Consider the following 21218-nt stretch of genomic DNA (forward strand, 5'->3'; position numbering starts at 1 on the left):
TTATTTTGAATACTCAATTAACTCTTCGGTATAAGAAAAACCGTCTTGTACTTGGGTCATTTTTATAAAGTTCTTGATTTTTGGAGCATACAACCATACTTCATCTGTTTTGGCACTATAGCCTCTTGAATTAGAAATAGTTCCTTTATAGGTTATGGTGTAAGCCATAAATGTCCCTGCTCCTACAGTTTCTTTTTTAAAGGATAATACTTCTACATCCTGACTTTGTTTTCCGGTAGTACCATCTTGACTAGTCCAGTCTTTTTCATAGGTCCATGTTTTACCAACTTCCAAAGGCCATTTATATCTTGGTGTTTCACTGTCTTCAGGCTTTACAATATCAGAGACTAAAACGGTATCCTTGTCTATAGTCATTCCTAATTCACCATTAAAATCAACAATGGTTCTAGTATCTGTTCCATCAGATCGTACTTCGCCTTCATCAGTAACGCCTTTGTATTTCCATACCCATTTTTCTCCCAAGTTATAATCAGATAGTACAGGTTGATTAGTGACTGTTGCTTCTGGATTGTTTTTGCAAGATGTTAGAAGCAATACTATTATAGCTACTACTAATTTTGCCAAAAATTTTTGAACTGTAAAAGATTTCATAATTTTCGTTTTTAATGATTTACAATACAAATTAAGGGCAGGTTTTACATTTATAAAACAAAAAGTACAGGAGCGTAACATAACAGCATTGAACGTCAAAAATTGGCGTCATTTATATTTAAAGACTATTCCAATTCCTAAACTTAACAGATTGACGACTAGACACATCGATTGTTTCTCCCGAAGTTAATTTAATTTGCAATCTATTATTAAAGTGCGGATAAATCTCCTGTATATAGTGTATGTTAATAATTTGACTTCTATTGGCTCTAAAAAATACGTTAGGGTCTAATTTTTCTTCTAAAAGATTTAATGAACGCTTAATCATTGCTTTTTGAGTTCCAAAATATAAGCGTGCGTAATTTTCGAGCGATTCAATGTAGCGAATATCAGACAGAGGAATAAAATGACACTGTTCACCATCTTTGATAAAAATTTTGCGATGCATTGGGAATACCTCAGGAGTGGTCTTTCTTTTCTTAAAAAGTTCTTGTTTTACCTTTTCTATAGTTTTAGCAAAACGTTCTTCGCGCAAGGGTTTCACCAAATAATCTAAAGCGTTCAATTCGAAAGCTTTTACTGCATACTGATCATAAGCTGTAGTAAACACAACTTCTGGAACAGTTCCAAGTTCTTCTAATAAATCAAAACCAGACTTTTCAGGCATATGAATGTCTAAGAAAATAATGTCTGGTGCTTCAGTCTCAATAATTTGGATGGCTTCATCTACATGCGATGCCTCTCCAACAACCTGAAATTCTTTGTGTGGCTTTAAAGTACGCTTTAACTCTTCTCTCGCTAAACGCTCATCGTCTATTATAATGGTTTTAAATGTCTTCATTGGTTGTTAAAGGTAAAATTATCTTAGCCTCTACTGTATTTGCGTCAATCTCTGTTAAGTGAAATGAAGCTTTGGTTTTATATTGAATTTCTAATCGTTCTTTTAAATTTTTAAGGCCTACACCTTTAGAATGCTTTGACGTTATTTTACCTGGGTTTTGTACGCTAATTATAATCTGTTCTTCATTTTTTACAATCACTAAATTAATAACGCCTCCCTTAATTAGCTTATCTATGCCATGTTTAATGGCATTTTCTATTAATAGCTGAATACTTAATGTTGGTATTTTAACTTGCTCTAAACTATCGTCTAAAGTGCTATGTAATGATAAACGCTCTTCAAATCGTAATTTTTCTAATTCAATATAATCATTTACTAAGGCTAACTCATCCTTTATTGAAATTAAATCTTTATCCTTTTCATATAAAGATGAACGTAACAAATCTGATAATAGGTCTATAGCTCTTCTTGCTTTACTTGGATTTTCTTCTATTAGAGACTTGATTGAGTTTAATGAATTAAACAAAAAATGTGGATTTAATTGAGCTGATAAATTATCTAATTGAATTTGTTTTGAAAGAATAGACAGTTGTGCATTTTCTCTAGCTGTTGCAACCTCTTTTTGGTAATAATGGTATAAGTGATATGCTAAAATCCATATTGACATCAAACGTAAACCAGTAAGTAAAATTGGGTCCCAATATACAAGAGCTGTCCAAAACTCTTTATGCTCTCCTGCAATGACAGTCCAATAAAGATACCATTTAATATTGTTTAGCAACACATATAATACTGACAATATAATAATGCTTGGTACTACTCTATAAAGTAATTTTTTAAGAGGCAGTTGATTCCATTGTTTATGTAAAGCAAAGCACCTGTAACAATGCGTTAAAAATATACCAATAGCAATATCTAACACATAATTCAACAAGGTGTAAAACGCTCCATAGTTATCGCGTGTATACACAGTATATGCCCAATAGATAGATACAATACTCCATCCTAACAATTGACATGTCCAATAAAGGGATGCTTTACTCTTATTATATACTTTATGACTAGTATTCATTTGTTAACAAAAAAAGAAAATACTTTTAAATAGTAAAAATAAAAGTACAGGAACGTAATTTACAAGGTTTAAGCGTATCAATGAAAATTAAATAATTCAAAACACATGTTTCTCTTTTGTTGATATTGTTGCGCTGTACTCTTATTTGTTTCCCTTTTTCATAAGCACAAGATGACAAGATAGACATGAGATTACTTTGTTGTAGTATGTTAAATTTTAATTAAATAACTAGACTTGGGAAACGAAATGATAGTAATACTATTATATTTGCAAGTAATAATTGTAAATTATGAATAACTTACTATCAAACATTAAAATTGAAGTCCCTTCAGGCACCTATTTAAAGGATCCTGAATCCTCTACTTTAGGTAAAAAAATACTCACTCACAGTATTATTTTAATTGATGAGATGGGATTTGAGAGTTTCAACTTTAAAAAGTTAGGTGCTGCTATACAGTCCAACGAAAGCTCAATATACCGCTATTTTGAAAGCAAGCATAAGCTGTTAGTGTATTTAACCTCTTGGTATTGGGGTTGGTTAGAGTATCAATTGGTTATTGAAACCTATAGCCTTACTTCTATTGAGGATAAGCTAAAAAAAGCGATTGAAGTTTTAACACGTACTACAAAAAACGACAATACCTATACGCATATTAATGAGGTATTGCTAAACATTATCGTTATTAACGAAAACTCAAAATCATACCTTACCAAAGATGTTGACGACGATAACAAAGAAGGGTTTTTTATGCCTTATAAACGTGTGGTGAAACGTTTTTCTGAACTCATTTCAGAGTATCAACCAGACTACGACTATCCGTTAAGTTTAGCAAGTACTGTAATACAAAGCGCATTACACCAACAGTTTGTTAAAGATCATTTTAAAACCATTAGCAATTTTGACAAACAGCACACGCCTACTCAATTTTTTACTGACCTCGTTTTAAACGCTTTAACATATGGCAAATAACAGTTTAACGCCTTGGCAACGCTTTATTGGATTATTAGAGTTAGAAAAAAAGGACATCTTTCAAATTTCGTATTACGCTATTTTTGAAGGTATTGTTGCTTTATCATTACCTCTAGGTATACAAGTTATTATAAACTTATTACAAGGCGCACAGGTTTCGGCATCGTGGGTGGTCTTGATTATTTTAGTAACTACAGGAGTGGCTTTTACTGGTATTTTAAAATTGATGCAATTGCGTATTATAGAAACCATACAGCAACGTATATTTACCAGAGCTTCTTTGGAGTTAAGTTATCGCTTTCCTAAAATAAAAATGAACGAACTGCGTAGGTATTACCTTCCAGAGTTAGCCAATAGGTTTTTTGATACGCTTACGATACAAAAAGAACTGTCTAAAATTTTAATTGATGTGCCTTCGGCATTATTGCAAATTATTTTTGCGCTTATCTTATTATCGTTTTACCATCCGTTTTTTATTGTATTTGGGTTATTACTCATCCTATTAGTGTACATCGTGTTTAAGTACACTGCCAAAAAAGGCTTGGAAACAAGCTTAAAAGAATCTAAGCACAAGTATAGGGTTGCGCACTGGTTACAAGAAGTATCTAGAGCTGTAATAAGCTTTAAGCTTTCAGGGAATACGAATCTTGCAATGCAAAAAAGTGATGCACTCGTTAATGATTATCTAAAATCTAGAGAAAGTCATTTTAAGATTTTGATACTTCAGTTTATACAAATGATAGGCTTTAAAGTACTTGTAACAGCTGGGTTATTGCTTATTGGTGGATTTTTAGTACTTGATCAACGTATGAATATAGGACAGTTTGTAGCTGCCGAAATTATCATCATCCTTGTGATTAACTCAGTTGAGAAATTAATATTAGGACTTGGGTCTTTTTACGATGTGCTAACGAGTATAGAAAAACTAGGACAAGTTATAGACAAACCTATTGAAGCGCAAACAGGAGAAGTTGTAAAGTCTGGAAACAACTTAAATATTGAACTTAAGAATGTGTTTTATGAAGTAAAAGAACGTAACACTCCTATTTTAAAAGATATAAATTTAACCATCGCACCAAAAGACAAAATACTCATTAAAGGCGAAAGTGGTGCTGGTAAGTCTAGTTTGCTACAACTTATTACAGGTGTTATCATGCCAACATCAGGATATATTTATGTGAATGACCTATCTATGGAAAGTTTATATATTAATAACTATAGAGCACAGTTAGGCTTATCATTATCTACCGAAACACCTTTTGAAGGTACCATTCGAGAAAACATCACTTTTGGAAATCCTAATATTAGTGATGATGCCATTTATGATGTTTTTGCTCAAATAGGTCTTACCGAATTTTTACAACAGCAACCAAAAGGATTAAATACTATACTAAAACCTGAAGGTAAACAGATAGCTTATACCACAGCAAAGAAAATAGTACTAGCTAGAGCTATTGTTAAAAAGCCTAAGGTATTGATACTAGAAGATCCATTAGATCAATTTAAGAAAGCAGAATCTAAACAAATTATAGACTTTTTAATATCAGAAAGCCAAACTTGGAGTCTTGTAGTCATTAGCAATAATGATTATTGGAGCTCAAAGTGCAACAAACAAATTACCCTTAAAAAAGGTGAAATTATAAACGTTAAATCTTAGTGTATGTTAAACATTTCAAAGAATAGTGTTTCAGAATATGTAGACCTAACCAAGTTTAAGTCTTGCCAAGAGATTTTTCATAAAGAATACCACAAGCGATTTAAAAGCTTTTTAATGGTATTTACTGTGATAATGATTATGATATTATTTTTACCTTGGACACAAAACATTACTAGTTCAGGTAATGTAACTACACTTAAACCAAACCAGCGACCACAAACCATTCAATCGCAAATACCTGGACGCATAGAACAATGGTTTGTACAAGAAGGCGACTTTGTAACCGCAGGTGATACTATACTTCGAATATCTGAAGTAAAAAGTGAGTATTTTGATGCACAACTTGCTGAACGTACTAACGTACAGCTTAACGCAAAATCATCGTCAGTAGACGCATATAAAAACAAGATTAATGCGCTAAACAATCAAATTTCTGCATTACAACGTGAACGTACCTTAAAACTTGAGCAAGCACAAAACAAGTTAAAGCAAGCCTATTTAAAAGTAAAGACAGACAGTATTGACCTTGAAGCCTTAAAAATTAAAGCAGCTATTGCCAACACTCAATTTGAGCGAACATCTAGTTTACAAACCGAAGGTTTAAAGGCTGTAAAAGATGTTGAAGATGCCAGAAACAAATTGCAAGAAGCTAGTGCTAAGTTGGTTTCAGCAGAGAATAAGTTTTTAGTTGCAAAGAATGAAGTTATCAATAGTCAGTTAGACATTTCAACATTACAAGCAACCTATGCTGATAAGATTTCAAAAGCGCAGAGCGATTTATACGCTACACAATCTAGCGCTTATGATACCGAAGTTCAGGTGTCAAAACTAGAAACTGATTTGGCAAACTACACCAAACGTAACAGTTTACTTTATGTAACTGCACCACAAGACGGTTACATTAACAAAGCTATAAAATCTGGTATTGGTGAAACCTTTAAAGAAGGCGAACAACTTGTAAGTATTATGCCTTCTAATTATGAATTGGCTGTTGAAATGTATGTAAGACCAATAGACTTGCCACTTATTCATGTGGGCGAAGATGTACGCGTACAGTTTGATGGTTGGCCTGCAATTGTATTTAGCGGTTGGCCTAATGTATCTTATGGTACTTATGGTGCAAAAATTATAGCGATTGAAAACTTTATAAGTAACAATGGTATGTATCGTGTTTTACTTGCTCCTAACAAAGAAGATGTTGAATGGCCAAAAGACATTAGAGTAGGTTCAGGAGCGCGAACTATTGCGTTACTGGACAATGTGCCAATATGGTTTGAGATTTGGAGGCAAATTAACAGCTTCCCTCCTAACTTCTATCAACCAGAACAAGCCACAACTAAATAAAAACAGATTATTGTAATATGAAAACAGTATTAAGTTATTTGTTGGCACTCATGTGTTTTAATGGATTTGCGCAAGAATCGTTAACTACATTAACCCTTGAGGAGTATTTAGGATACGTAAAAAAATACCATCCTGTGGTTAAGCAAACTCAATTACTGGTTAGCGAAGGTGAAGCAAAATTGTTAAAGTCTAGAGGTGCTTTTGACCCTAAAATTGAAGTTGATTTTGACAGAAAAAAGTTTAGCGAAACTACTTATTACAATAAGCTTAACACTACGTTTAAACTTCCAACATGGTATGGTGTAGAACTAAAAGCTAACTTTGAAAACAACGATGGCACATATCTCAATCCTGAATTACAAACTCCTGATGATGGTTTATACAGCGCAGGTGTTTCGGTATCTTTAGCCAAAGGGCTGTTTATGAATGAGCGTATGGCAACGTTAAAGCAAGCAAAACTGTTTACTCAACAAGCACAAGCCAACCAGCAATTGTTGGTCAACGATGTTATTTATAATGCTTTAGTAACCTATTACAATTGGCTTAAAAACTACCAATCATTAAAAACCTATGAAGGTTACACTCAGAATGCTAAAACACGATTAGATATTATAAAAAAGAGTTACCTAGCAGGAGACAAACCAGCTATTGACACTTTAGAAGCAAGTATTAATTTAAAAAACAGAATGGTTGATTTAGAGAAAGCTAAAATTGGCTATATCAAATCTAAGCTTGAGCTTTCAAACTATTTGTGGATTGATAACAACATACCTTTAGAGCTTGAAGAAGCCATTATACCAGACTTAAACACTATTAGCATCATTGATCAGGTTTTGAACAGTTCACTTTTAAACAGTGATGCTATTGACATTACTAATCACCCAAAACTAAAAGCACTACAAGTAAAAAAAGATATTTTAACTATAGATAAAAAACTAAAAACAAACAATCTACTTCCTACTGTTAACTTACAGTATAATTTTTTAACGACAGACTATGACAATTTAAACTCGTTAAACACTGCTAATTACAAAAGTGGGTTGCAAATTAATTTTCCTTTGTTTTTGCGAAAAGAACGAGGCGATTTAAAACTAGCACAAATAAAGCTACAAGACATTAACTTTGAACTTGCTACTACAGAAGTAACTTTAAAAAATAAGATTAACTCCAACTTACAAGAAATAGAATCTTACAACAACCAGCACATCATACTACTTGATTTGGTTGAAGATTACAAAGCCCTTATACAAGGTGAAGAACGCAAATTTGAAATTGGTGAAGGTTCTTTGTTTTTGGTAAATTACAGAGAGGTAAAACTTATTGAAAATGAATTAAAACGAATTGATGCCGAATACCAGTTACTAAGTAGTAAGTCTAATTTATCAAGAACTATCAATACACTGTTTTAATACCAAGTCTTAAATATTGCTTGTATTAGTAAAGAATATTTTTACGCGCTCTTCTTGCAAAAGTGCATTAGTATATTCGTCTACAGTTTCAGAGGTTAATTGAGGGCTTTTAATTTGTAATGACCTCAATGTACCATCTTTTTGTGGCGCTATAAGAATGGTGTTTCCAAAATTTAAGTCAAATAATCGTGTGTTTATAATAGCATAGCTATTGCTTTCAGCAGTATCAAATGCAAAGTAATCTATTCTATTTTCTTTAGTTTTCACAAAACCTTGCGCAACATAGTCTGGATGGTTTCTAGAAATACCTATATTTTTGTTCAGGTTATAATTTATGGTATCTAAAGTATCAGTTAGTACCAACAATTGAAAAAACACTTCATTATTTTTACCATTTAGTCGCTTTTTGTTTATTTCGTTATCAGCTACAAAAAAACTATTCATGATAACCATTTTATCGCCTATTTGATAGTTTTCGCCTTTACTACCCAATCCTTTAAAGCTGTCTTTCCCTAAAAGGTCATATTTTGGCACAGGAAAAACTCCAATCTCAAACGGACCAAAATCACCAATACCAATCATTTGCTTGTCAGTTTCAAGCATTTTAATGTCCCATGTTGTTGAATCGTTTCGGTTGGTAAGGTATTGTTCTCTTTTTTGTAGGTTCCAAGTTGAATTAGTTTCTATTGAATTTGAAGACCTATGATTTCTATCACAGCTAACAACACACAGAAATAGAATGACAACTATATTTTTCATGTATTTAGAGTTTAATTGCAAGATTAATCTGCCCAATTAATGGCGTTGGTTTTATCAAGATAAATAATAGCATCAAAAGCGCTTCCAAATGCTTTAGATTCTGTTTTAGAACTTCTAGCACGTGCTCCTGCTCCACTCATTGACATCAATGGCGAATTAAGAGTATACGCTAAATTTTTATTTGCTCTTGCTGCTCTAAAGTTTAGGAAAGTGTTAGGGGTTCCAAAGTTTTTTAGACATTGTGTAAATGTATCTTCAACTACTTTATCAATTGTAATTGTTTTAAAACGCCAATCGTTTGTTTTATTGGCATCATTAGGATATGCTATAAAATTGCCTGTACCAAAATCGGTAGCTATGTTAAAGTAATAATCGCCATACAGTTTTCTTAACTGGTGACCTGTAACATCTACAATACCATTATCTACCCAATCTCCTACATGTGCATTATGTGCCCAATACATTGCTTTTTTATTATGGTTATAATAATTCATAATCCATAGTATGTTTTCACCCATGTAAATATCTCTAAAATCGGATTTTCTCTGTTCGTTATTTTGATTGATGGTAGTGGCAAACTGACCAAGTATTTCCACTAGATGAAAGTTTAAGTTGAATTCTTCTTCTGAAGACTTGCTTTTAAAGTTCTCATGGTTTTCAACAAAGTGTTGTTTTAAATTTGCATATGCCATGAAATACATTGTTTTTTCCTGTTCATTAAACGCTTGCCAAAGGTGTTTTTCAAACCCATCTACTTTATAATCAGAACCTACTTTTAAAAGGTATTCTTTAATTCTATTCACTTCTGAAGCTACGTACTGCATCTCACAACCGTATAGATACAATTTATCTTCATTATTTTGATTGTAGGTTCGCATCCAATCCATTAACTGATAAAACTCTTTGGTTCTATACCTCCAAGATGAATTGTACTGATTTAGGATAGTTTTTAAATCGTCTCTTTTCCCTTGCACATAATCATTGAGATACAAGCCTTCACCAAAACCGGTTTCGATAATCAGTATTTTAAAATCGTGTTGTTCAGAAAGGTATTTCATTAATTCTTGAGCTAGTAAAGTGAACTCAGCTGTTCCATGAGTATCTTCACCATAACCCACAATTCTTATATCGCTGAGTACATTGTCTAGAAATGAAAACTCACTAGCTTGAACCGATTTAAAGCCTGTGGTGTATTGTTCTAATTCGGTATGGCATTGTGCAAAACTTATTTTTGTTGCCAGTACAAAAGCAAGCAGAAAAATGTAGTTTTTCATAGTTTATCTTGTTTTAAACTCTATTAAATAAGGCTTTAACGGTCTGTCGTCTGGTGTCCTAAAATTATTTGTTATAAATATTTGATAGGTTTTGTTAGGTTCTAACTCCACAGGAATTGTCCAAGACCTGTTATCTTCAGCCCATGTTCTTCCGTTTAAAGTTCCTTTTGGGAATGCTTCTCTTCCTAAGTTACCCAAATCCACACTTGTATGATAGCCATTTAAAGCTTCAGAAAATTTTATAGTAATGGCTTTTGTACTTGGATTTACATTTTGACTTTTATTTTCAAATTGTTCAATACCTATAACGGTTGGTCTTTTGCTTTCAAAGCTTTGCTCCAATTCATTTAGAGACGCTGAAAAATAATTCGCTTTTTGAACAAACGCTTCAATTATAGATTCGTTTTCATAATCTAATTCAATCATAGACTTTATAGCAGCTTGCTTATCTTCTGCTTGATTATAATAGTTCTCACAAATTTGATAACCTACATAATAGCCTAAATCTCGCATACCAAATTCGTTAGCCTCATTACTATTTAACCATTTGCCAAAGTTAGCAACGTAAAACATTTCGTCTTCAAACACTTCTCTAATACGTTCTGCGTTGTTTTTTCCGAATTCTATTTGCGGATTTGGTGATGGCTGATTGAGTGCTTGTACTGTTACAAACTCTGCAACACCTTCATAAATTACTGAAGATAATAAATTATTAACTCTCGATTTTTGTTGGGTATGTACAAACTCGTGGATGTTTAAAAACACCAAGTTTTTATTAGGATTAGTGGCATAATATGATTTTAAATGCGATATGCTTTCAGGAAACTCGCTTGTATCTGTATTAGGATTACCCATTGCTAATTCTGCACCTATAAGCACCAAACTGTCTATTGTAGTTCCTGGTGTACGGAAAGTTCCAATTGTAAAATATATTTTGGCAGGTTTTAATTCTGGATATAATGTTTTTAGTTTTTCAATTCCAACTTGTAATTTTGAACTGACTTTAGGAGCCTCTAATGTGTTCTCTCTTATAGAATTCCAAAATTTTGGATAGTTGTTGATAGCCTCAATATAATCTTGTGCTGTATAGTTTCTTACTTGTCTAACACCTTCTAACCCAACAGTTCCTTTCTTGAAATATAAGCTATCTAAATAGTTATATTGTAATACTGAATCTTGAGTTGTGACGATATGATCATAGGCATTCCAAAAGTTTATAACATCAGAAGTAATGACGTTGTTGCTTTGCGGATTTTCTTTTTCAGGATTTTTACAAGCTATTGCAATAAATACTAAAAAGAATAATAGAATTGATTGATGCTTCATTTTATTTCTTTATGATTAACAGGCTTTTAGAATAACAACTCATAAAACCTAATTTTATGATATTGTGAATTATTTCTCTGGTTTAATATTCCCTTCTTCATCAATCTGGAACTGCTCTACAGTTATTTCCTTGTCTTCGAGCCATAAGGTATATGTTCTTTCAATAGTATGGTTTTCAATTTTTGAGGTTATTCTTGCAATTCCTTCAGCAGTTTCATCATAAGCTACAACTTCATAGTCGATAATTTCACCATTAAGATCGTAATTGATTAGTACAGACTCCATTTCATTATTGTCTTTAAGAGCTGTTATTACAGCTGTATGAAAGTTATGAGACATTTCAATTTTGTATGAGGCTATCGCTTTGAAATTATAACCTTCTTTGTAAAAGTTTGGATAAACATCTATTAATTTAAAACCTTTAACATCAACTACTTTATAATCATCTTCATCAATAAAATCATCAAAATTTGTGCTATCTGTTATTGGTAGCGTTCTGGTTTTAGTATTGGCAATTAGTCTATCAAAGTTTACTGTGTTTTCTTCTGCAATGACTTTCATAGCTTCATATGATTCATTATTAAATTTTAAAAAATACTGCTGTTCACTTTTACTTTTCTCGATTGGATTACACTCCTCGTTTTCATCCTTGGCATAATTAATTTGTGTTATGGTTTGTAAGACTGTTATATCGTAATACCCATTTGTTGTTATATCGCTTATTTTTAGTTCATTTTTTTCTTTAACTATATCAGCATAACAATCACTAAAATTGACATTTACCTCTCCTGAACTTTCGTAAGTTGTAAAATTGTCTAATAGCTTTTGTAGAGTATGATTTTTCTTAGCGTATAAAGATACTATTGAGGTACTGTAAGGATTAGGTTGAGAATTATTTCTAAACTTGACCATGACTCCAAAGGCAGTAACGGAATCGTTAAGTGTATATTCTGAATCTTCTATCGCAATGTCTTCAGTAAATACCGCATCGGAAATCCAACCGTTTGTTTTAGAACTTTCAAAATACTTGTGTTTGATGTTTGCCGTAGTAGTATTAGCTATAACAATATGACTGTTGAGTTCATAAATATCTTCTTCTTCATTTACTATTTCAGGAATAATTATAATTATTTCATCTGAATTACTTGGGAATACTTTAGATACAATAGTTCCTAATTTGATTTCGTCTTGATCTAAATGAAGTGTTTTAACAACAGAATTTATAATTTCCTCCTGAGATAATGCAGTTTCTTCTGCTGTTTTTTCTTTTGGTTCTTTTATGTTTTGAGCACAAGAGCTTAATAGGCACAGAAATAAAACGTAAACGATTTTCATGATTTGCAATGTTAAACCCCTTAAAGTTATTCTATTAACGCTAAAAATAAGCTTTAAGGTATCATTTATAGTAATTCAATACGGTTATAAAAAAGAAATGAGCAGTAATTAACCCAAATATTACTGCTCAATCTTGCAACAAACTAAAGCACTACAACACAATCCATAAAATAATAGCAGTGTAGAATACTAATAAAAACAATTCTAATTTATATTCTTCTAATAGTTTAACCATGTTTTAAAGTGTTATAGTTATTGAATGACATAAGACTCCAAGCGCTTTTCTATGAAGTGTTCAGATTGGGTTACAAAAGACATAGTACTTAACACCTCTCCTATCCCATCTTCTCTATAGATATGATCTAATGCATTAGCGATATTACCATTGAAATCTTTAAAATAGTAATGATTATCATAGCAGGTAAAACTGCCTGCGTTGGTTGTGATGTTATCCATGACATTAGATAGCGCCAAATGACACGAATAATCAAAATCTAAATTGAACATAAAATGCTCATTATAATCGCTATTGTTGTATTTGATAAGCCCAACCTCGTCTATTAGAAATCCTAGAGAGTCTCTTAACGTGTAGTTTCTTTCGCCATTATCAGGAAAGTAAGGGTAAGTTCCATCATTACCTGTTACCACATGCTTAAAATTAAAGTAGGTATTATTATCAATTTCTACAGTCTCAGTAATATTAACCGTTTCAATTATTGTTGTGGGCAAAAAGGTGTTTGTGTCGTTATCTTTGAGGTAATAGACATACTCCCAAGTATTCCCTACCGTTAAGGCATAAAAATTGTCTGGTTGTTCATTTGGGTTTGTGTTGTCATCTGAACTACAAGCGTAACCCAAAATAAGCACACACAGAATTAACATTTTTCTTTTCATAGCATTTTATTTTAATTAAACATTTCGTTACAATTTTTGTTAGAACGTTAGTTTCTTTAGGACAGTTCCTATATTAAAATCTAGTTTTACAAAATAAATCCCTTTAGATAACTGAAACGTTTCTATCTTAGACTCATTTCCTTCTTTTACTTGATTACCAGATATATCATACATAGTATATTTATACAAGTGCGCGCCAGAATTGAGAGTATTTATCTCAATAGTGTTTGAGTTTTTACTGTAACGTAATTGCACACTATCAGACAATAAATAAGACTGATTATGTAACGTTGAGGATGACCAGTTGATACTGTCAATACCTAGGTTACCCAAATCGGCACAAGTAATTACTATTTTATCTACATCATCAAAAGCAGCATTGGGAGTAAAAATTGAATTCATTCCTCCAACCGAGAATGCTTGAGAGCCTGTTGATACATTGTTTTTAAAACCCTCAATTGTCAATTCGTAAGCGAAAACATAACATTGAAAAAAGTTGTCAAATTGTATAGTTCCAAAATCAACTTCATTTCCACTTTGAGTCTCTATAGTCCAAGTTGTAGCAGGAAATGTTCCTGAACTCAAGTGACTTAAACTTGTATTACCACAACCAAAAGAATCTGTAGTTCTATACCTATGAGTTGTTGGCCCTCCAGTTACTCCACTAACAGTAAACACAAAGGTTTCTCCGTTATTTGCTATCATGTATGGGTTTCCCAAAGCTTGACCATCAACACTACCTTGGTCATCAAAAGTAATGACCTGTGCCCAACTTATTGTAGACCCTAAGAATACACATAACAATATTACTATTGCTTTCATAACGCCGATTAATTAATCATTACTTTTTTAATCAGCATTCCTTGATCAAAATCTAATGCAAGGATGTAAATACCTTTTGACATTGTACTAGTTGAAATTTCGGTACTTGCACCAGTATGTATTTTTGCTCCAGTAATAGTATATAGTGTATAACTATTCAACTGTAGGTTATTAGTTGAAGTTATAGTTAAGCTTTCAGGGTTTGTTATGATTTTTACAGCATGTTGTAGCTGAAACTCATCAACACTTAAAGCGTCTTCGGTTACTGGATTAAAGCCTGTCCATAATGCTCCTGGATCAGTCACATACGCTCCCATAGTACCAGGAGGTATATGTAGATGGATATTACTACGGTACGTTGCAAATGTATCATAAGTACCACCAGTAGTAATTGTTGGAGGTGTTGTAGCAAGTACTGTTACATCGGTTAATGAAGAAATCCCAAAAGCATACTCTCCAATTGTAGTAACACTTGCAGGTATTATAACATTTGTGAGTATTGATAATGAAGGATTCATTGCAAAAGCAAAATCACCTATATTTGTAACATTATTTCCAATAACTAAACTGGTCATATTATCACTGTATATAAAAGCATTGTCTCCTATAGAAATTACACTATCTGGAATAGTAAGACTTAGTATATCATTCTCGGAAAAAGCTGAATCACCTATAATTTCAATACTACTACCTAAACTTAAATTTGTGATGTTATTATTACCAAAAGCATAAATACTAATACTTGTCACACTGTTAGGAATAGTAAGACTCGTTAAACTATTGTGCCTAAAAGCCCAATTACCAATAATCTCAACATTACTTCCTAGTGTTAATGAACTAATGCTATTGTTATTAAAAGCTCCTTCACCTATAGAAATAACTGTATCTGGAATGGTTACGCTTGTTAATTGATTTTGAAGAAAAGAATTGTTACCTATTTCAGTAACAGTGTAGGTTTCACAACCTCTAGTAACCGTAGCAGGTATATTAACCACAGCACCTCCAGTAGTATTATAATCGGTAGTTTTTACAGTATTATTTGTTGAAGAAGTTATTGCATATGTAATATGGTTTACAGTAAAATTTCCTGTTATTCCTTCCGCAACACTATTAAAACCTGTCCATGTTGCAGCTGCATAATCATTTGCTGTTCCTGTTGGTATGGTTAAGTCTATGTTGCTACGAGTGTTAAAAGAATCGCCTGTACCAGTAATTATTGTAGGTGGTACTGTAGCCTCTACTGTTATACAGGTTAGCTGATTATTACTTTCAAATGCTCTCCAACCAATCGCTGTAATATTATCTGGAATATTAAGACTTGTAAATTGATTATTTTGAAAAGATTGTTCGGGAATACTTGTTAAACCACTTCCAAAGTCTATATTAGTTAACTGATTATTTAAAAATGAATAGTTCCCAATATTTAAGACATTATCGGGAATCACAACATTGACTAATTGATTTTGTCTAAAAGCTGATTGACCACAGCTAATAATATTATTCCCAATGGTAATACTAGTTAACTGCTTATCAAAAAAACATGCTGAACCTACACTTGTTACATCAAATACAATGTTATTATAAGTGACAGTATCAGGAATAGTAACTACTGTACCTCCATTTGTATCATAATCTACAGCTTCAACATTGTTAGGTGAAAGTGAGGTAATTTCATAGGTTATAAAATTGTCTATAAAAGTATCTCCAATAGTTTGGGCGTAACTTACTGAAAATAATAAGGTTGCCATTAAAAGAAGTAATTGTTTTTTCATGATTTAAGGTTTATAATTAATAACTGTTTTTTTAGTAATCCATTTTAATTAGGTTGCCATCTAAAGTGTAGAAAAAGCTAAATGCTGTTCCTCCATGTTCAGGCTCTAGCGTTACTAGGTATTCTGCTTTAGAGACATCACCATTTTTTGGGAACTTTATAGACGCAATACTTAATTTTGGGTTTTTAAGGTTTTTCATATCCTTTAGTTTTTGTGTAGACGTTTCTACCAAACCACCCAATTTTGTCAGGTTTATATTGTCCCCTAGTTGATACATATAATCGGTAGCTTTTGTGCCTTGAGGCACTTCAATTATAATATCAGAACTTTGTTTCCAGTTGTTTTGCACCACATTCCACTCTTCCATTTTCATGGATTCAGGATCTTGTGCAACAGTTACATTAATAGTATTACCAATTGTTTCATTGTAAATAACACTTAAGTTGGTATAGTATGCATCTTCACCAAATTTGCTTTTTAGCTCTTGCTCTATAGCACTAAAGCCTTTTGCTGTTGTAGGCTGTTGACTTAAATTATCGCTACATGCCATAAAAAGTAGTGTTGTAATACATACGATTACAACCTGCTTGTTTAATTTTGAAATCTTGTTTTTCATACACTTATAGTTTTAGGTAGTATAAATGTATGTTACGATGATTGTCTATGAAATAGGAAATGGATTTCTACTATTTATGAATCCATAAGCGTGGTACTTCAAAACATATTTGAAAAACAGAATGTGCTAGATGTTCTAATTCTTGTTTAAGAACGCAGCTACAAATTGGTCTTTCTTTCGAGAAGATACTGGTATTTTTTTACCGTTTTTTAAATAAATGATACCAGATTTATCATATTTATCAATAAACTGAAGATTCACCATATACGATTGATGAGGACGCGTAAAGTTTGCAGCACTAAGTTGGTCCTCAAAGGCCTTTAGTGTTTTTGAAACCACATGTTTTTTACCATCACTACAATAAAAAGACGTGTAACCTTTATCAGATTCGCAATACATAAGTTCTTTTAAGTCTATAACCTGAAAACTATCATGAAGCGACAAAATAATTTTAGAATCTTCATTATTCCAAACAGACTTAACAGTTTTAATTTGTTGTTTTTGCTCAGCTACAGTTAAGTTGGTCACTTTTTTTAAAGCAACTTCAAGGTCTGATATATCTACAGGTTTAAGAATATAGTCTACAGCTCCTATTTTTAAAGCTTGTAGCGCATATTCTTCATAAGCAGTAATAAATATTATTTTGAAGTTGAGGTGTTCTGTTTGATCCAGAAAATCAAAAGCAGTGCCATCAGTAAGATTAATATCTAGGAAAATTAAATCTGGTTTACAAGCATTGGCTACTACAACTGCTTCTTTAACCGATTCGCACTCACCCAACACATTCACATTAGTATCAACAAGTTGCAAAAGATTTAATAACCCTTTTCGTATGTACGCTTTATCTTCAACTAATAGTGTTTTCATGAAATAGCAATGATTTTATGAGGAATTACTAAAGTAACTAAAGTTCCTTGCTCATCAAACTTTTTTCGATCTTCAATAGTTACCGACCCTTCCATGTTATAATCTTTTGATAATACTGCAAGACGTTCGGCAGTAATAACTGTCGCTAATGAACTTTTATTTTTGTTCTCAGATTTTGTAGCACTATCAATACCAATACCATTATCAGCAATGGTACATAACAGTTTTTTGTTAGTGTATGCAAGTTTTATATCTATACGCTTGTTATCTGTTTGGTCTTTAAACGCGTGTTCAATAGCATTTTCCACAAAAGGTTGAATGAGCATTGGCGGAACTTCAAACAATGTCACATCTATAGCTTCATCTACCAAAATAGTGCAATTAAAAGTGTCATTCTCTAAATTTTGAAGCGTAAGATAATTTTGAATAGCCAATAATTCTTGCGAAAGCGATACCATTTTATCTCGTGAATTTTCTAAGGTTATACGCAGTAACTTTGAAAACTTAGATAGATACTGAATGGATTTTTTTTCTTCTTTGTTTAAAATCATTCCTTGTAGTACTGACAATGAATTGAATATAAAATGAGGTGTCATTTGCGAGCGTAATAGTTTTTGCTCCATAACCACGTTTTGGGTTTTTGACTTTTCGTTTTTTAATCTTTGACTAAAAATTATAGACCCAAGGATAATTGACACCAATAACACACAAATAATTGCCCATAAATAATTACGCTTTGACTTTTGTAAATCTTGAGATGTAGCTTGTACTGTTTTAGTTAGTTTAAGCTCTCTTATACTTGCAGAGTCTAGTGCTTGTTTGTATTTGTATTCGTACTCTAATTGCGTCATTTTTTCAATATTATCTTCATTGAAAATACTGTCATTTAATATTTTGTATTGTTGATGGCTTTCAAATGCTTTTTTATAATTTCGGGTTTTCCCATAAATATCAGAAAGCAAACCATAGGCATTTTTTTTATGCCTTAAAAGACCATGCTTCTCCGATGAATCTGCTAATTTTTGAGCATTCTCCAACGCCAGATCATATGTTTTCAAACGATAATAGGTGTCTGCTAAACCATGATAGGAATCCATCAAATCGTACGATTGGTTAATTTTCAAATTTATGTTTAAGGCTTGATCAAAATAGCTCAAAGCTGTCTCATAATCTTTCCTTTGAAAATAGACAAACCCCAAACCGTTAAGTGCAGTAGCTAAATTTACTTTATCATCAATTTCTTTACTCAACACTATAGATTCCTTAAAATAAGTTATGGCTTTGTCCAACTCATCATTATCATAATAAATACCCGCAATATTATTTTTTAAGGCTGTTATATTTTTTACATTGTATTTAGCATTATCTATGGCATGCGCTCTGTTATAATAGCTTAAAGCCTTATCATTTAAGCCTTGAAATCGGTACAAATTCCCTAAATTAATCAGGGATTGGAATATACCAATAGAGTCTTTGCTTTTTTGCGCTATGTCTAAAGATTGATTGTGATAATTTAAAGCTAATGGATAATTGCTTTGCTGGTAATATACATTCGCAATCGAATTGTAACAATTCAACATACCCAATGAATCTCTGTTTTTTATGTTGTGTTCTAAGGCTAGTTTAAAATTTTCAAGAGCTTTTTGATACTCACCTGTGTCTGAATAGACATTTCCAATGTTATATAAATAACTATGTTTATTGGAATTATCTCCTAACTGTTCTGAAATGCTTAAGGTTTCTTTGAAATGTTTTAAGGCCAAATTATAATTACCTCGATATTGATGCAAAACGCCTAAACCATTGTTGCATTTTTTCAAACCATTTAAATCATTTATGGAGTTGTAAACTTCTAGGGCTTTGTTGTAATTCTTTATGGCAACTTCAAAATTGACTTGCTCTGTGTAAACAACGGCTCTTATGTAGTAGCTGTGGGCTATAAACTTGGTAGCGTTTAATGTTTTGGCTAGATTTAATGCTTCTTCGTTATAAGCTATAGCTTGAGGTGGATTGTTTCTATAATTATAAAACGCCAAGTAATTGAGTGTATTAACTCGAATCGTGTCTTGCTTTTGATAAGTTTTCAATACATTTTCCAAGCTATCTATTGCCCTATTTTGGGAATAGATTGAAATTGATTGAAATAAAATGCAGACTAAAACAAAACAAGACAAATGGATTCTTTTCATAAGTAGATTAGATAGATATTCTGTAAAATTTTCCGTACAAAAACAAAATAGAAAATTAATGGTTTTTAAGTATAAAGTTTTAATATAGACTTTAAAATTTAAATAAATAATCAAAATAACACTATAAAATGTACTAAAGTATATAGAGAATCCATTTTAGAAGGTTTTCAAGACATATATGTTGAGGATTAATACATATTTGTTAAGCCGATTAAACCAATTTACTTAATAAAACTATTTTCACTGCTGTAAAAGTTTCCATAGCACCTTTTATTTTATTTTTTGCTTTTACATCAAAGCGTGGACACATTCTCATATCTTAGGTTTAAATATTTGTAAAAATGAAAAGACTACCAAAATGGTAGTCTTTTCTGCTATTAATCAATGAAATGTCTTTTTTAATTATTAGGAAAATTAAATTTACCATTGGTGTTTTTTCTATCGGCTTCGGGTAAAATGGTTTCCATAACATCCCAATGTTCAGCAATTTTACCGTCTTCAACTCTAAACAAATCATAGTATGACGTTGGTTTACCTGCAAAACGACCTTCGCTAATGGTTAACACAAAATTACCTTGACCAATGATTATCATAAGCCACAATACCTCGTTTAAAATCAGCTTCAAGGAGTTTTTCTTGTTGTTCTAGTTCTTTACGAGCTTTAAAAATATAGTCATCGTCACGCCTTGGTTGCTCTGCCATTCGCCTTAAACTGGCTTCATCATATTTAATAAAATTTTGCACCTGACGGTTTAAAGTATATTTTCTAAACCCAAGCTTATGAAGAGCATCACTAGCTAAAGCCAATGACGTATCTAAGGTTTCACGATAAATATTATTTACATCCATATTAAGAAGCTCATAAGCGTCATACCTATTTTTGGTTCTTACCAAAAGTTCTACGTGTGGATATTTTTCTTTTACAATTTTGGTAATAGCTTTAGCAACAGACACTTTGTTAGTAGCGCAAATCAATAATTTAGCTTCAGCTATTCCTGCAGATTCTAATAAATCTTCGCGTGTGGCATCACCATAATACACTTCAAATAGTATTTTAGCACTAATAATTACTATTACTATGGAAATTGAGTATAAAAAACGCCTGATTAAGTTTAACGAAAAAGAGTACTCCTGCTCTACAAGTGTTGCTATGGAACTTATTGGGGGTAAATGGAAAAGTGTGATTCTTATTTATTTGCTCAACGGAAAGAAACGCTACAATGAGTTGTATAAACTTATATCAACAATTACTGAGCGCACATTAAGTTTACAGTTAAAACAACTTGAACAGGATGGACTTATTATTAGAAAAGTGTATACAAAGAAACCTCCATTGCGTGTAGAATATGAATTGACTGCCTTTGGTGAAAGTTTAAGACCTGTTTTACTTGCTATTGCTGAATGGGGAACTTATGTAGTTGCTGAAAAAGGTGAAGTTATTGCTTAGGTTAGTCTTACT

20 protein-coding genes are annotated in these 21218 nt (G+C 32.1%); 5 read left to right on the plus strand and 15 right to left on the minus strand.

Annotated features, from left to right (window positions below):
- The 3 genes from A8975_RS05290 to A8975_RS05300 form a co-directional block, all read right to left on the minus strand.
- On the minus strand, positions 1-612 hold the full coding sequence (locus A8975_RS05290; protein WP_134198949.1) for a hypothetical protein: 612 nt from the start codon (positions 610-612) through the stop codon (positions 1-3).
- A 118-nt stretch (positions 613-730) separates the two neighbouring features.
- Complete coding sequence (locus A8975_RS05295) at positions 731-1453, minus strand: LytR/AlgR family response regulator transcription factor (RefSeq protein ID WP_134198950.1); 723 nt, start codon at positions 1451-1453, stop codon at positions 731-733.
- Positions 1440-2525: a sensor histidine kinase gene (locus tag A8975_RS05300; protein ID WP_134198951.1), complete on the minus strand. Its 1086-nt coding sequence runs from the start codon at positions 2523-2525 to the stop codon at positions 1440-1442. Before A8975_RS05300 ends, A8975_RS05295 begins: the two co-directional genes overlap by 14 nt.
- A gap of 289 nt (positions 2526-2814) precedes the next feature.
- Between A8975_RS05300 and A8975_RS05305 the strand changes: the two genes are divergently transcribed.
- The 4 genes from A8975_RS05305 to A8975_RS05320 are packed head-to-tail and all read left to right on the plus strand — an operon-like array spanning position 2815 to position 7905.
- Positions 2815-3495, plus strand: a complete 681-nt coding sequence (locus A8975_RS05305; protein WP_134198952.1) for a TetR/AcrR family transcriptional regulator — start codon at positions 2815-2817, stop codon at positions 3493-3495.
- The gene (locus tag A8975_RS05310) at positions 3485-5152 is read left to right on the plus strand and encodes a peptidase domain-containing ABC transporter (RefSeq protein ID WP_134198953.1); all 1668 of its coding nucleotides are present in this window, start codon (positions 3485-3487) and stop codon (positions 5150-5152) included. Before A8975_RS05305 ends, A8975_RS05310 begins: the two co-directional genes overlap by 11 nt.
- A 3-nt stretch (positions 5153-5155) precedes the next feature.
- On the plus strand, positions 5156-6496 hold the full coding sequence (locus A8975_RS05315; protein ID WP_134198954.1) for an HlyD family secretion protein: 1341 nt from the start codon (positions 5156-5158) through the stop codon (positions 6494-6496).
- A 17-nt stretch (positions 6497-6513) separates the two neighbouring features.
- Positions 6514-7905, plus strand: a complete 1392-nt coding sequence (locus A8975_RS05320) for a TolC family protein (protein WP_134198955.1) — start codon at positions 6514-6516, stop codon at positions 7903-7905.
- A 9-nt stretch (positions 7906-7914) separates the two neighbouring features.
- Here the strand turns inward: A8975_RS05320 and A8975_RS05325 are convergent, their stop codons facing one another.
- From A8975_RS05325 to A8975_RS05380, 12 genes are all read right to left on the minus strand, one after another.
- Complete coding sequence (locus A8975_RS05325; protein ID WP_134198956.1) at positions 7915-8664, minus strand: hypothetical protein; 750 nt, start codon at positions 8662-8664, stop codon at positions 7915-7917.
- 23 nt (positions 8665-8687) lie between these two features.
- Entirely contained in the window at positions 8688-9938 is a 1251-nt protein-coding gene (locus A8975_RS05330; RefSeq protein WP_134198957.1) for an erythromycin esterase family protein, read from the minus strand.
- Between the two features lie 3 nt (positions 9939-9941).
- A complete protein-coding gene (locus A8975_RS05335) occupies positions 9942-11264 on the minus strand; it encodes a hypothetical protein (protein ID WP_134198958.1) in 1323 nt (440 codons plus the stop codon).
- Between the two features lie 69 nt (positions 11265-11333).
- Positions 11334-12599, minus strand: coding sequence for a hypothetical protein (locus A8975_RS05340; protein ID WP_134198959.1), 1266 nt, complete (start codon positions 12597-12599; stop codon positions 11334-11336).
- Between the two features lie 252 nt (positions 12600-12851).
- The gene (locus A8975_RS05345; protein ID WP_134198960.1) at positions 12852-13493 is read right to left on the minus strand and encodes a hypothetical protein; all 642 of its coding nucleotides are present in this window, start codon (positions 13491-13493) and stop codon (positions 12852-12854) included.
- Between the two features lie 39 nt (positions 13494-13532).
- The gene (locus tag A8975_RS05350; protein WP_134198961.1) at positions 13533-14315 is read right to left on the minus strand and encodes a T9SS type A sorting domain-containing protein; all 783 of its coding nucleotides are present in this window, start codon (positions 14313-14315) and stop codon (positions 13533-13535) included.
- An 8-nt stretch (positions 14316-14323) separates the two neighbouring features.
- Positions 14324-16087: a leucine-rich repeat domain-containing protein gene (locus tag A8975_RS05355; RefSeq protein ID WP_134198962.1), complete on the minus strand. Its 1764-nt coding sequence runs from the start codon at positions 16085-16087 to the stop codon at positions 14324-14326.
- Between the two features lie 31 nt (positions 16088-16118).
- A complete protein-coding gene (locus A8975_RS05360) occupies positions 16119-16703 on the minus strand; it encodes a hypothetical protein (protein ID WP_134198963.1) in 585 nt (194 codons plus the stop codon).
- 135 nt (positions 16704-16838) lie between these two features.
- On the minus strand, positions 16839-17570 hold the full coding sequence (locus tag A8975_RS05365) for a LytR/AlgR family response regulator transcription factor (RefSeq protein ID WP_134198964.1): 732 nt from the start codon (positions 17568-17570) through the stop codon (positions 16839-16841).
- Positions 17567-19657, minus strand: coding sequence for a tetratricopeptide repeat protein (locus tag A8975_RS05370; protein WP_208325358.1), 2091 nt, complete (start codon positions 19655-19657; stop codon positions 17567-17569). The genes A8975_RS05365 and A8975_RS05370 overlap by 4 nt, the downstream gene beginning before the upstream one ends.
- A 500-nt stretch (positions 19658-20157) precedes the next feature.
- Positions 20158-20352: a hypothetical protein gene (locus A8975_RS05375; RefSeq protein ID WP_208325359.1), complete on the minus strand. Its 195-nt coding sequence runs from the start codon at positions 20350-20352 to the stop codon at positions 20158-20160.
- A complete protein-coding gene (locus A8975_RS05380) occupies positions 20330-20950 on the minus strand; it encodes an NAD-binding protein (RefSeq protein ID WP_317128041.1) in 621 nt (206 codons plus the stop codon). The genes A8975_RS05375 and A8975_RS05380 overlap by 23 nt, the downstream gene beginning before the upstream one ends.
- Between A8975_RS05380 and A8975_RS05385 the strand changes: the two genes are divergently transcribed.
- Positions 20838-21206, plus strand: a complete 369-nt coding sequence (locus A8975_RS05385; protein ID WP_134198966.1) for a winged helix-turn-helix transcriptional regulator — start codon at positions 20838-20840, stop codon at positions 21204-21206. The two genes, A8975_RS05380 and A8975_RS05385, sit on opposite strands and share 113 nt — an antisense overlap.
- The last annotated feature ends 12 nt before the right edge of the window (positions 21207-21218 follow it).

Origin of the sequence: Meridianimaribacter flavus, assembly GCF_004366715.1 — a bacterium.
Taxonomy (GTDB): Bacteria; Bacteroidota; Bacteroidia; order Flavobacteriales; family Flavobacteriaceae; genus Gaetbulibacter_B; species Gaetbulibacter_B jejuensis.

Excerpts from the sequence above, each read along its gene's own strand:
- A8975_RS05290 (WP_134198949.1), bottom strand. The coding sequence starts at position 612 with ATGAAATCTTTTACAGTTCAAAAATTTTTGGCAAAATTAGTAGTAGCT.
- A8975_RS05295 (WP_134198950.1), bottom strand. The coding sequence starts at position 1,453 with ATGAAGACATTTAAAACCATTATAATAGACGATGAGCGTTTAGCGAGA.
- A8975_RS05300 (WP_134198951.1), bottom strand. The coding sequence starts at position 2,525 with ATGAATACTAGTCATAAAGTATATAATAAGAGTAAAGCATCCCTTTAT.
- A8975_RS05305 (WP_134198952.1), top strand. The coding sequence starts at position 2,815 with ATGAATAACTTACTATCAAACATTAAAATTGAAGTCCCTTCAGGCACC.
- A8975_RS05310 (WP_134198953.1), top strand. The coding sequence starts at position 3,485 with ATGGCAAATAACAGTTTAACGCCTTGGCAACGCTTTATTGGATTATTA.
- A8975_RS05315 (WP_134198954.1), top strand. The coding sequence starts at position 5,156 with ATGTTAAACATTTCAAAGAATAGTGTTTCAGAATATGTAGACCTAACC.
- A8975_RS05320 (WP_134198955.1), top strand. The coding sequence starts at position 6,514 with ATGAAAACAGTATTAAGTTATTTGTTGGCACTCATGTGTTTTAATGGA.
- A8975_RS05325 (WP_134198956.1), bottom strand. The coding sequence starts at position 8,664 with ATGAAAAATATAGTTGTCATTCTATTTCTGTGTGTTGTTAGCTGTGAT.
- A8975_RS05330 (WP_134198957.1), bottom strand. The coding sequence starts at position 9,938 with ATGAAAAACTACATTTTTCTGCTTGCTTTTGTACTGGCAACAAAAATA.
- A8975_RS05335 (WP_134198958.1), bottom strand. The coding sequence starts at position 11,264 with ATGAAGCATCAATCAATTCTATTATTCTTTTTAGTATTTATTGCAATA.
- A8975_RS05340 (WP_134198959.1), bottom strand. The coding sequence starts at position 12,599 with ATGAAAATCGTTTACGTTTTATTTCTGTGCCTATTAAGCTCTTGTGCT.
- A8975_RS05345 (WP_134198960.1), bottom strand. The coding sequence starts at position 13,493 with ATGAAAAGAAAAATGTTAATTCTGTGTGTGCTTATTTTGGGTTACGCT.
- A8975_RS05350 (WP_134198961.1), bottom strand. The coding sequence starts at position 14,315 with ATGAAAGCAATAGTAATATTGTTATGTGTATTCTTAGGGTCTACAATA.
- A8975_RS05355 (WP_134198962.1), bottom strand. The coding sequence starts at position 16,087 with ATGAAAAAACAATTACTTCTTTTAATGGCAACCTTATTATTTTCAGTA.
- A8975_RS05360 (WP_134198963.1), bottom strand. The coding sequence starts at position 16,703 with ATGAAAAACAAGATTTCAAAATTAAACAAGCAGGTTGTAATCGTATGT.
- A8975_RS05365 (WP_134198964.1), bottom strand. The coding sequence starts at position 17,570 with ATGAAAACACTATTAGTTGAAGATAAAGCGTACATACGAAAAGGGTTA.
- A8975_RS05375 (WP_208325359.1), bottom strand. The coding sequence starts at position 20,352 with ATGATAATCATTGGTCAAGGTAATTTTGTGTTAACCATTAGCGAAGGT.
- A8975_RS05385 (WP_134198966.1), top strand. The coding sequence starts at position 20,838 with ATGGAAATTGAGTATAAAAAACGCCTGATTAAGTTTAACGAAAAAGAG.